Source organism: Lactococcus sp. UBA7128, assembly GCF_002492185.1.
Lineage (GTDB): Bacteria > Bacillota > Bacilli > Lactobacillales > Streptococcaceae > Lactococcus > Lactococcus muris.
In genome coordinates, this window is sequence record NZ_DKXK01000066.1 from 1 (window position 1) to 11520 (window position 11520).

The 11520-nt window shown below is 39.4% G+C and carries 11 protein-coding genes; all 11 read right to left on the reverse strand.

All coding sequences use genetic code 11. The features are described from left to right. Window positions 1-102: 102 nt before the first annotated feature. The 11 genes from whiA to B4H39_RS07135 all read right to left on the reverse strand — a co-directional run bounded on the left by whiA (window position 103) and on the right by B4H39_RS07135 (window position 11178). Window positions 103-1050: a DNA-binding protein WhiA gene (gene whiA, locus B4H39_RS07085; protein WP_251421573.1), complete on the reverse strand. Its 948-nt coding sequence runs from the start codon at window positions 1048-1050 to the stop codon at window positions 103-105. After that, the gene (locus B4H39_RS07090; RefSeq protein WP_251421570.1) at window positions 1047-2033 is read right to left on the reverse strand and encodes a gluconeogenesis factor YvcK family protein; all 987 of its coding nucleotides are present in this window, start codon (window positions 2031-2033) and stop codon (window positions 1047-1049) included. The genes whiA and B4H39_RS07090 overlap by 4 nt, the downstream gene beginning before the upstream one ends. After that, on the reverse strand, window positions 2030-2920 hold the full coding sequence (gene rapZ / locus B4H39_RS07095; RefSeq protein ID WP_202230221.1) for an RNase adapter RapZ: 891 nt from the start codon (window positions 2918-2920) through the stop codon (window positions 2030-2032). The genes B4H39_RS07090 and rapZ overlap by 4 nt, the downstream gene beginning before the upstream one ends. 44 nt (window positions 2921-2964) lie before the next feature. Next, on the reverse strand, window positions 2965-4410 hold the full coding sequence (cls, locus tag B4H39_RS07100; protein WP_251421567.1) for a cardiolipin synthase: 1446 nt from the start codon (window positions 4408-4410) through the stop codon (window positions 2965-2967). A 376-nt stretch (window positions 4411-4786) separates the two neighbouring features. Further along, the gene (locus B4H39_RS07105) at window positions 4787-5200 is read right to left on the reverse strand and encodes a gamma-glutamylcyclotransferase family protein (protein ID WP_251421564.1); all 414 of its coding nucleotides are present in this window, start codon (window positions 5198-5200) and stop codon (window positions 4787-4789) included. Then, window positions 5194-5835 (reverse strand): pyroglutamyl-peptidase I, encoded by a 642-nt coding sequence (gene pcp, locus B4H39_RS07110; RefSeq protein WP_202230218.1) that lies wholly within the window; start codon window positions 5833-5835, stop codon window positions 5194-5196. The genes B4H39_RS07105 and pcp overlap by 7 nt, the downstream gene beginning before the upstream one ends. A 20-nt stretch (window positions 5836-5855) precedes the next feature. Next, window positions 5856-6788, reverse strand: a complete 933-nt coding sequence (locus B4H39_RS07115) for a DUF979 domain-containing protein (protein WP_251421561.1) — start codon at window positions 6786-6788, stop codon at window positions 5856-5858. Window positions 6789-6791: 3 nt separating this feature from the next. Next, a complete protein-coding gene (locus B4H39_RS07120; RefSeq protein ID WP_286927555.1) occupies window positions 6792-7466 on the reverse strand; it encodes a DUF969 domain-containing protein in 675 nt (224 codons plus the stop codon). A gap of 296 nt (window positions 7467-7762) precedes the next feature. Further along, a complete protein-coding gene (gene lsa(D), locus B4H39_RS07125) occupies window positions 7763-9256 on the reverse strand; it encodes an ABC-F type ribosomal protection protein Lsa(D) (protein WP_202230215.1) in 1494 nt (497 codons plus the stop codon). Window positions 9257-9308: 52 nt separating this feature from the next. Beyond that, window positions 9309-9620 (reverse strand): hypothetical protein, encoded by a 312-nt coding sequence (locus tag B4H39_RS07130; protein WP_251421558.1) that lies wholly within the window; start codon window positions 9618-9620, stop codon window positions 9309-9311. Between the two features lie 211 nt (window positions 9621-9831). After that, window positions 9832-11178, reverse strand: a complete 1347-nt coding sequence (locus B4H39_RS07135; RefSeq protein ID WP_251421555.1) for an amino acid permease — start codon at window positions 11176-11178, stop codon at window positions 9832-9834. Between the last annotated feature and the right edge of the window lie 342 nt (window positions 11179-11520).

An 11520-nucleotide genomic window follows, 5' to 3' on the forward strand; every position in this document is an offset into this window, starting at 1 on the left:
AAAAAAAAAGGTCAAATGAAATGAGTGTTTGATGAGAAAAGGGTGGGTGGTTGGCTGGGGCTTGTTTCTCTCTTCTGAAAGACATGAGAAAAGAAGCCCTGACTAGAGCTTCTTTTCTTCATGTAGCGAATCAGTCTTCGCTTTTTTTATTTCCTCAGCTAGAGCTGTTAATTTTCTTAGACGGTGGTTAACCCCTGACTTTCCTAGTGGAGGATCCAATAACTGGCCCAGTTCCTTAATGGTGGCTTCGGGATGATTAATCCGAGCATGTGCCACCTCTGTGAGCGCTGGTGGGAGATTTTCCAGCTCCTTTTTTTCTGCTAAATATTTCACTGCAGAGATGACTTCCTGTGCTGCTGAGACAGATTTATTTATATTTGCTGACTCAAAGTTTGACTGACGATTTGCCAGTCCCCGCATCTCACGCATAATCTTAGCATTCTCAAATTTCAAACGCGCTTTCATGGCTCCAATCAGAGTTAGAAAGTCCATAATTTCTTCAGCTTTAGAAAGATATAAAATATAACGGTTTTTCCGAGAGATTATACGCGCATCAAAGCCAAAATTATTAAAGATATCTTTTAAATCTTCTGCATGTTCCTGATATACACTGGAAATAGACAGCTGATAATCTCCTTTTTCTGGATTATGCATTGATCCGCTAGAGAGAAAAGCGCCACGCATGTAGTCTTCCTGTGCCTCTTGATCGTATTTCACAGATTCTGGAATTCCAGAATCTAAAAACATCAGTGTATCGGAGAGCTGAAGTTCATTGAGCAATTCATTCACTTTGTCTTCAATAAAAACAGTATAAACACGGTTTTTTGAAAGTGTTGTTTTTTGATGTACACGAATCTCTGCACGAACTTGATAAATATCGAGGAGCATTTGATAAATGTACTTTGCTGTCGCAGCATTTTCTGTAGACAAAGCCAAGGTCAGACCACCAGAAATACCCAAAGAACCATTCATCCTAATCAGAGCCAATAGAGTGCCACGGCTAGGTTTCTGACTTGTCAGTTCCTTTTTTACATCACTTGTGAAACTCATACTTCTCTTCTCTCATGTTGAGCGCTGATTCCCATGATTTCCAAAGCAATGGCATCTCCATCATGAAATGCCCCACCATTCACCAGCTGCAAAAAATCATTGGAAATAATATTCACTTCTTCTTCTTGTAAAGCCTTGAAGTCGTGAACCACCTGCACTAAATACTCGTCAAATTTGTTGGAATTCATATATTCTTCAGGTACTTCTGCACTGTTTACCAATACAGTATCGATAACGCGGGTTCCCAGATGTTCATGAATAACACGAACATGGTCTGCATCACTAAAGTGCTCTGTTTCACCGCGCTGTGTCATAATGTTGCAGACGTAAACAATGCGAGCAGGTGTTTTTAAAAGTGCTTCGGCAATTTCAGGAATAACAATATTAGGTAAAATTGAAGTAAAGAGTGACCCAGGTCCTAAAACAATAGTATCTGCTTCCATGATAGACTGTACGACCTTTTTAGATGCACGCGGACTCTTTCCTGTATTTGTTTCCGTAAGATAGACATGATGAATCAAATCGTCATAGTCTGTAATCTTACTTTCGCCCTCAACTTCATGACCATCTCTAAAGACGGCATGCAGGGTCAATGGTGTATCACTTGATGGATATACGTTGCCCTTTACGTGGAAGAAACGAGCTAATGTTTGAATGGCCTCATAGGTGGAGCCCTGCATCTCACCAATAGCAGCGATAATCAGGTTTCCTAGAGGATGACCGGCCAGCTCTCCATCGCTCGAATCAAAGCGATACTGTAAAATATCCGCATAAAACTTAGGCATATCGCTCATAGCAATCAGAACATTTCGTAGATCGCCCGGAGGAGCAATATCAATTGCGGAACGCAAACGTCCCGAAGAGCCGCCGTCATCCGCAACGGTTACAATTGCGGAAAGGTCTATATTTTCTTGACGCAAGGACTTCAAAATGACAGGAATACCCGTCCCGCCTCCTATAACCACTATTTTTGACTTGCTCATGATCGGTTAACCGTTTCTTTCCTTTTATCCTTATCTCTGTGGCTTGTATTTAAATGCCAATCTTCCTTAAGTAGTGCCTTGGAAACACGCTCAGCAAAGGCGACAGAACGGTGCTGACCTCCCGTACAGCCAAAAGCAATCGTCAAAACTGATTTTCCTTCTTTCTGATAAGACGGAATAATCGGCAAGAGCATATTCATTAAATTTTTATAGAATTCCTCAGAGGCTTCTTGACGCATGACATAGTTAAATACTTCCTTGTCCTGCCCTGTTTTATCACGGAGTTCTGGAATATAGTGAGGATTTGGAAGAAAACGAACGTCAAATACTAAGTCTGCATCCATGGGCAAACCATATTTGAAGCCGAAAGAAAGTACCTCAATACGAAATGGCGCTTCTTTTGTTTCAGAAAAACGCTCAAGAATACGTGCCCGCAAATTACGCGGAGTCAGCTCACTGGTATCTATCACCACCTCAGCCAGAGCTTTGATGTCTGAAAGAATTTCGCGCTCTTGAGTAATTCCATCAAGTACACGTCCATCAATAGCCAAGGGATGTGAACGACGTGTCTCTTTGTATCGTGCAACCAGTTCAACATCGCCTGCATCTAGAAATAAAAGCTTAAAGTTTACTTCTGGGCTGTTTGAAAGTTCTGCAATAATGCCCCGCAAGCGATCAAAGAAAATACGGGAACGCATATCAACAACCATCGCAACCTTGTTAATCTTACTGTCAGGTGTATTAAGAAGCTCCACAAATTTTTCAATCAAGTTCGGCGGCATATTATCAACCGCAAAGTAGCCCATATCTTCAAAAGATTGGATTGCTACGGTTTTGCCAGCACCCGACATCCCTGTGATAATGACAATATTTAGTTTGTTCTCCATTTTTTCTCCTCTTCCTTATTCCTAGCAAGCGCTTCGTTCACAGTTTAGAGCATTGGGCTGATAAGTCGCGCCAAGCCTTCCTTGAAACGAATGCTTGTGCTGCGTTCTTCGTAAGTTTCAAGTGTCAAACGTTTACTCACTGCAAGGTCTTTTTTGAAATCTTCACGTAGCTTTTGCGAAATATCATAGTCATAGAGTACCATGTTTCCCTCAAAACAAAGTTGCAGACTACGGTTATCAAAGTTCGCAGAGCCAACTGATGCGTATTCGCCATCGATAATAAGTGTTTTAGAATGTACAAAGCCTTTCTCATAAGTATAAACCTTTGCTCCCATTTTAAGCAAGTCAGCTGCATAATAATAGGTGGCCCAATAAACCAGAGGATGATCTGGTTTATTCGGAATCATTAAGCGAACTTCCACCCCTGACAAAAGTGCCAGTTTTAAAGATTCATGCAGTGCATCATCTGGAACGTAATAAGGGGTTTGAATGATAATCTCGCGCTCCGCACTGTTTATCATCTTCATGTAAGTCATCTTGATTTGGGTTTTTACTTCATCTGGTCCTGATGTTACAAACTGTGTAATCACTCGGTCTCTTTCTAAGGCTGCTGGAAAGTATTCCGCTGCTTCAGAAATTTCAAATTTGTGTTGGCTGTTCCAATCCATAATAAATCTGTTTTGAAGGGAATAGACCACATCACCTGTCAGACGAAGATGTGTATCACGCCAGTAGCCAAACTTCTCCGTTTCAGTCGCATATTCATCACCAACATTAAACCCTCCTGTATAACCAATCTGACCATCAACAACCACAATCTTTCGATGCAAGCGATAGTTGGTACGTGGGTTAATTAAGGACAATATCAGTGGAAAGAAATACGAAACTTCTCCGCCAGCTTTCGTCAACTGTTCAAACTCCTGCGGTTTTGTTTTACTACTTCCCCAAGCATCAATTAAAAGACGTACTTCAACTCCTCTCTGAGCAGCCTCAACAAGAGCATCTGTTAATTCTTTACCCAGATTATCCATTCGAAAAATATAATATTCTAAATGTATATGGTGCTTTGCATTACGAATGTCTTCGATAAGGGCATCAAACTTTGCACGTCCATCTGTAAAAATTTTTACGCCTGTATTTGAAGAAATAACTGCCTTTTCTTCTACAAAAAGCATATGAATAAGCTGCGTAATGCCATGATTTCGTGTAATTCTTTTGATAAATCCTTCTTCTTCATAAACCCGCCAGGTGCGCTTTAACTGTTCTTCAAAACCTACACGGAAAGCGCGCTGCACTCTAAAAATACGGTAATGCGCAATCCCGCGCCCCACTAGAATATACAAAATAAAACCAAAAATAGGTAAAAGATTAACGACAAAAAGCCAAGCCCATGTCGTTGAAGTACTTTTACGCTCTCTGAAAATAATCGTCATTGACAAAAAGAAGTTTAAGACAAAAATAGATAATTCAATGATGGCAACAAGACCCAAAATAAAACTCCTTTTCTAAATTTCTTCTTATCCAATTATAACACAGGCAGCAAACAAATATTTAATCTAAACTGAAGGTTCGCTTAAAGGTTTACAACTTGCTTCGCCCCTTGCGTATCAGCAGTCTCTTTGCTTTAGCAAAAAGAATGAGAAGGGTTCACCACTCGCTGCGCTCCTTGCGTATTATCATTCTAATTTGCTAAAGCAAAAAGAATGATAAAGGTTCACCACTCGCTGCGCTCTTTGCGTATTATCATTCTAATTTGCTAAAGCAAAAAGAATGATAATACCCACGGGCTCGCCATGGGTACTTAATGGTATATTCTTGAAGTTAAAACCTGCCACCAATAGCTCATATGGCAGATTATTACTGTTGTTAGCCAGCCATATGTTCTAGCCAATCCCCCGAATAAACTGGAATAAGTTGGTCATTTGTATTAACAGCTGCGCTTGAATTGTAGTGATAATAATAAACCTGTTCCGTTTGCCCATCGCTTAACTGAGCCTGTGCTATATATCTGAGATATTCGCTTTCATCACGATTATCCGAGAAAAAATTCTCCATCTCATCAAGGACTGCAATGTTCTTTGGAAAGTCCTTCAATATAAAGATTTCTCCTAAGATTTCCGAGTTTCCCTCGATGATTGCGGGATAGCCTTTATTTTCAATGTGAAATAAGCTTCCTTTAATCTTCCCAGGATAGCTTTCTAAAACCTCGCCTTTCAAATACTTGTCATAATTGAACATGCCTGTACGCAAACTCCCATAGACAAACACTTTGTTCAACATATTTCTCCACCAATAGTTCGCAAATCTTCTGTATAACGTGTACAAGCATCCAATGCTATTTCTATCCCTTTAACAATTTCGTCTAATGACATATAAGGCGTATCTTTTTTGTCAATCACCTGTGATGTCGCATAAGGAATATGGATAAATCCACCTTTGACATTCGGATATTTTTCTTCCAGAAGGTGGCGTACACCATAAAAAACATGATTACACACAAAGGTTCCTGCTGTGTTTGAAAGTGTGCCTGGAATGCCTGCTTTATTAAGTTCGCTAACAATAGCTTTTACGGGAAGTGTTGAAAAGTAAGCAGGAGCACCTCCTTCCTTTACAGGCTCATCAACCGGTTGATTGCCTTCATTATCTGGAATGCGAAAGTCATCCACATTAATCGCTACACGCTCAGGTGTAATCGCATAACGTCCACCTGCTTGCCCAATGTTTACAACAAAGTCTGGCTGATGTTTTTCAATTGCTTCCTCAATCTTTTCCAGTGATTTATAACGAACGGTTGGAATAATTAGTTTAATGATTTCAGCATTATTGATTTCTGAGGCTACACGCTTGACAGCTTCCTCAGCTGGGTTAAGTTTCTCTCCACCAAAGGGATCAAAGCCTGTTAACAATATTTTCATAATAAACTCCTTATTAGTACTTAAAATGCAACGAAATACATGACGAGAATGTGCAGAACGATGAGAGCAAGCGCTACAGGTGCTTGCATTTTAATCACCTTATTTTCATCTTTCATCTCAAGTAAGGCTGCTGGTACAATATTAAAGTTAGCAGCCATCGGGGTCATCAAAGTGCCACAATAACCTGCTGTAAGTGCTAAAGCTCCAGCAATAACTGGATTTGCACCTTGGGAAAGAACAAAGGGAATACCAATACCCGCAGTAATTACAGAGAAAGCTGCAAAGGCATTTCCCATAATCATCGTAAAAATAACCATCCCTAAAACATACGCCACAACACCGAGTAAACGATTATCCGCAGGGACTACACCAGTGATGGCTTGTGAAATGACTTCACCTACTCCTGCTGTTGTAAACAGAGCGCCCAAAGCAACAAGCAACTGAGGTAAAATTGCGACTGGTCCCATCGAATCAAAAAGGCGCGCACCATCCTCGACAGACTCTGTGGCTTTCGCTTTCGTCATTATCAGTGCAAAAAGTAGAGAAACAAGCGAAGACACACCAATAGCAAAGAGCGATGAATTAGCATAGTTACCTAAAGCCATCGCAATCCCAACAGCAACAAAGGCAAGAATGAAGGAAGGGATGAAAATTTTATTTTTTAACAGCTTAGACTGCTTTTGTCCAAACGTCTCATCTAACGATTTATATTTCCCGAAAGTGACCTGTTTGCTGAGTGTAAGTAAGCTGCTCAATACGACAAAAAGACCAATCAGCCAAGCTGGAATAAGTGCACCTAAAATAAAAGGCAAAGCGATAAGAATCCAAAAGACTGTCGTTCCAATACGTTTTACACCTTGAATTGTAGTGAAGGCTTTATAAGCCATATAAAGCATGAGCAGGCCCATTAGAACATAAAATACATTTAAAGAAACATCAATAAAAGCTTGCATAGACTAATTTTCCCCTTTCTTTCCGAATTTTCGCAAAAGTTTTCGATCATAAAGAATAAACTGGACAGCAGTCACAACAAAAGCAAGTACAGCCATAATAATACTGGCTACTGCCACATCAACCGCTGTAACATTGTAATTGAAGCTTGACAAGGTTGAGGTAATCAAAAGCACTCCGGCACTGCCAGCAAACAAGTTTTGCCCAAAAAAGTTACCGTAATTTTCCGCTGCGGCTGAGAGAGCTTTAATGTTATCGTCTTCTGATTCAACGTCACCATATTTGCTTACTGCAGCTGCTTTTGCCATCGGTTGAATCAGAGGTCTCACAAACTGCGGATGCCCGCTGATACGGATAGACATAGCTCCTGCGATAAATCGAACAAAAACGTAAAAGAGTGTAATCCGACCTGTGGTGAGAGATTGCATACGTCCGATAAGCTCAACTGCACGCTGGCGAAGACCGTTTCGCTCTAGAACCCCAATAACGGGAAGGGTTAACACAAAAAGGGAAACCATGCGGTTATCCACAAAAGACTGCCCCAAAATTGTAAGAATCTCCTGAATGCTCAAACCAGCAACAAGTCCAGTCGAAACACCCGCAAGAACAACAACAAATAAGGTTTCTATCTTGAAAACAAACCCAATCAAAACAATCAAGACACCTATTAACTTGATCATGAAATAATTCCTCCTATTAATTATATTTTAGACAATTATACACCATTTGTCCTTTTTTGTTCAATTTATTTCGAATTTTTCTTTTTTTCTGATTTTTCATGATATTAGATACAAGATGAGCTTTATCGTACCTCCCTTGGGGTGTTCAAATTTTTTCTGAAAGCTTGTTAAGGCTTCCTTGTATTTTTAAGAGTATTAATTTTATAGTTGCAGAGTAAAAACACCCGCTTAAAACGGATGTTTTTTGCTCTTTACATACTATTTCATCTGTCAAGAGATACAGCATGTTAAACTTTTTATCCCTTGCTCCTATGTAACTCAATTTTGATATCTGCTACTTGCTCTACAAAATATGGATCATGCTCAATGACAAGCATACTTGGCTTCTCTCGCTTTATCATCTCAATAATTTGTTCTTGATTGAAAACATCTAGATAATTGAGCGGTTCGTCCCAAAGATAGAGATGAGCAGGCTGCGTTAAGGCTCTTGCTAATTCAACTTTTCGTTGCTGCCCTTGACTCATATGTTCAATTTTTTGTTCAAAAACATTACGTTCGACACCTAGTTTACGTAAGTTATTGAGGAAAGTTTCTAACTCCAGATTTTCCTCTTTGACAAAATCACTCAAAAATCCTTTGTTATCTGCAAGCTGCCGAACTTGTGAAAGGATTAGATTATGAGCCATATCAAAAGTTCCTTCATATCTGCCGGAAAATGTTCTGGTTAATACATGAAGCAAGGAGGATTTTCCGATACCATTCACCCCTGTCAAAGCAATGACCTGTCCTTGGTTTATATCAAATGAAACAGGTTGAAAAAGGAAATGCTCAAAGCCTGCTGTCAAATTTTCGACTTTCAACAAGCGTTTTTGGTGACTCCTCAGAACATGCATGGCTAATCCCGGTACTTCCTCCCAGTTTTTTAGAAGTTTTTCCTTATCTGCAATATCTTCTTTCATACGCTTTTCTAGATTTTTAGACTTTTGCATCATATTTGCCGCTTTCCGTCCTATAAATCCTTTATCCACACGCTTAGTTTCCGAATCAAAACCTCTTTTTCGGCGTGATTTTGTCGCTTCAAGGTTACGCGACCAAGCTTCTTTTTCACGTGCGGTTTGTTTCAATCTGCTGATTTCTTTTCTGAGCTTATCATCCTGAGCTTTTTCAGTAATATCCCTCAATCTTTTTTCTTCCTCATAAAGCGCAAAATTTCCCGCATACAGGTGCAAATCAGCACGCTCAATAGCTAGCGTATGGTCTGTCGTTTGATTTAGAAAATTGCGGTCATGAGAAACCAATATATAGCCTGCTTTTCCTTGGAGATAAGCAGCCACCTTATCTCTTGAAGCTTTGTCCAGATGGTTGGTTGGTTCATCAATAAGCGCATAATTTTGCTCATCTAAAAAGAGAAGAGCCAGTAAAACTTTTGTTTGCTCACCTCCTGATAAACTCCTAAAAGGACGCCAAAGAGTATCCAAATCGACATCCAGTAAGGTAAGTTCGCGTTCTAACTCCCACTGTTCAAAATCTGCTAGCTCTTGCAAGACAAACAAAGTCAACTGACTTTTATCTTTAACTGTTTGTGGAAAATAGACAAAACTCTTGCTGGTTTTCACCTCAGCATTAGCTTCTGTTTCACCGACGAGAATCTTTAAAAGTGTCGTCTTCCCTCTACCATTACGCCCCACTAAACCCAGTTTCCATTTGTCATCAATATTGATACTTACCTTATCAAATATCAACTGATCCGTGTAAGCAAAAGTTAAGTTCTTAATTTGAATGTTTGACATATGCCTCCTGTCTAAACCCGTTTCTGCCGCGATTAGTGAACAGATAGGGTTTCTATGTGAGTTTATTGACCTTTAGCGATACTGTTACGCGATATGCTTGTATTTGTTTCAGTTGTTGCTTCATAGTTTCCTCCTTGTTTAAAATCCAATCGAATAATGCGTATGATGACCGTGAGGTTTGGTTGCTTTTTTCAAGCCCTTGTTCTGAACCTGCTTGCCTGTCTGCACAGTCATTTTCTTTTGTTTTGACCTGATTACCTGTAATTTTTCCTGCATTATTTTTTGCTTTGGGGACATTAAAAAACTCCTTTTCTCTATATTTCGCATCCACAAAAATAGAGAAAAAGAGTTCAAAATGCGCCACAAAAGGGGCTTTATTTCTGAAGGTCTAGTTTCTATAAATCATGAACACGAAAAAATTCTTGCGGATACACTGCTTAACCGCTTTTAACATTTTTTCAAATTTCATGACTTATAATTTCAATAGACCTTACCTCACTTTTATTGTTAGAGTAAGTTTATCAAAACAGTAATATACTGTCAAGAAAAATACTTGACTCTGTTTTATACAGGCGTTAGGCTACCTCGGAAACGGTTTTTTCGCGGTAGCTCAAGAGGCTGAGTACACACACCACTAAGGCAAATACAGAAATCCCCCAAGGATTTGAGACAACAACCTTGTAGCTTATGATAAGTAGGACAAGCAATGTAAGGATTGAAATTGCCTTGATGAACCAGCCCCCTATTCCAGTTTTAAAATAAAAAATAATCGCGGAGATGAGAAGCATTATCCATACGATAAGTATTGTATAAGAAATTGAGCCTGCTAAGTATACAAATAAATTATCTTTAAAAATAAAGGAGAGGATTGCCCCAATAAAGAGCATACCTGAACAAAAAATTATCGCTGGGACGGGAACGCGCTTGCTTGACAGTTTACCAAGTGTTTTTCCCATGATACCTTTTGAATCTTTAGCTCGAGAATAAACCGAACGAGATGTGGCATAAACCGCAGAATTAATCACTGAAAAGAGGGCTAAGATAATGACAAAATTGACAATAAGAGCTGCTCCAGGAATACCTAACTTTTCAAAAATCAAAACAAAGGGACTCTTTTGAGTACTACTCAAAAATTTCCAAGAATAGAGTTCTACAAAGATAAACATAGGAATAACATAGAATGAGAAAATACGCATAATAACACCACGAATAGCTTTAGGTATTGCTTTTTTGGGATTTTCTACTTCTGAAACTGTTAATGCTATGAGCTCGGAACCCCCATAAGAATAGATAACAATAAGCATGGCATTGAAAACACCCTTCATGCCATTTGGCATAAAGCCACCGTATTTGTTCATTTGACCTAGTCCCTCACTTAGTCCAAGGTGAAAAACTTGTACAGCGACCAAGTAGAGGCCAACCACGATAAGAATAAGAATAACCATGATTTTTGCCCAAGCTAACCAGTATTCTGTTTCAGCAAAGACACGTACCGAGTAGAGGTTGAGCCCTAAAGTGATAATAGCAACAATAAGTACAAAAATCCATGACGGAACTTGTGGGAGCCACACGCCTAAAAATTGAGCTATAGCTACAGACTCAGCCACCATAGCAGCCATCCACAATGACCAGTAAACCCAGTCTGTAAAGTGGGCAAATCTTTTTCCTACATAGGGTGCAATAAGACCAGCTAGACCCACAGTCGTCTCTTTTTGATGCAGAATAATCTGACCCGCACCATACATCACGACATAGAGGATTATGCCAGCTAACAGATAAGCTAACATTACTGCGGGACCTGAGGCTTGTATAGCACTGCTTGAACCGGCAAACAAACCAGCTCCAATAGCCCCACCAAGTGATAACATAATCACATGTCTTGCTTTCATTGAAGACTTCAGTTTTTGCTTAGAATTTTCCAAGTAAAATCCCTCATTTCTATTATTTTTATCTTTTTAGTTTCTTCACAAAAGGATAAAGTCCAGCTTGGCACTCTCCGAGTCGCTTTATGCCTTACTAAAAAACTAAAAAATTGCTCAATTTGAAAAGAAAAAAACCGGGTCAAGACCCGGCTTTTAATCACGGGCACAGATACTTTTTGAGAATACTCAAAAGCTGTATCTATGCCGAGCATAAACACAACTTATCTGTGCCAAAAGTAAAAGACTGTCAATGTTGGTGCTTTGCTCATGTGATTTTTTCTCCTTCTCAAATTTAAAATTTATTATATATGAAAATATTTTAAATTGCAAGAATTTGTATGA

What these genes read in the sequence shown, in the direction of transcription:
- whiA (WP_251421573.1), bottom strand. Translation starts at nt 1,050, where the DNA reads ATGAGTTTCACAAGTGATGTAAAAAAGGAACTGACAAGTCAGAAACCT.
- B4H39_RS07090 (WP_251421570.1), bottom strand. Translation starts at nt 2,033, where the DNA reads ATGAGCAAGTCAAAAATAGTGGTTATAGGAGGCGGGACGGGTATTCCT.
- rapZ (WP_202230221.1), bottom strand. Translation starts at nt 2,920, where the DNA reads ATGGAGAACAAACTAAATATTGTCATTATCACAGGGATGTCGGGTGCT.
- B4H39_RS07105 (WP_251421564.1), bottom strand. Translation starts at nt 5,200, where the DNA reads ATGTTGAACAAAGTGTTTGTCTATGGGAGTTTGCGTACAGGCATGTTC.
- pcp (WP_202230218.1), bottom strand. Translation starts at nt 5,835, where the DNA reads ATGAAAATATTGTTAACAGGCTTTGATCCCTTTGGTGGAGAGAAACTT.
- B4H39_RS07115 (WP_251421561.1), bottom strand. Translation starts at nt 6,788, where the DNA reads ATGCAAGCTTTTATTGATGTTTCTTTAAATGTATTTTATGTTCTAATG.
- B4H39_RS07120 (WP_286927555.1), bottom strand. Translation starts at nt 7,466, where the DNA reads ATGATCAAGTTAATAGGTGTCTTGATTGTTTTGATTGGGTTTGTTTTC.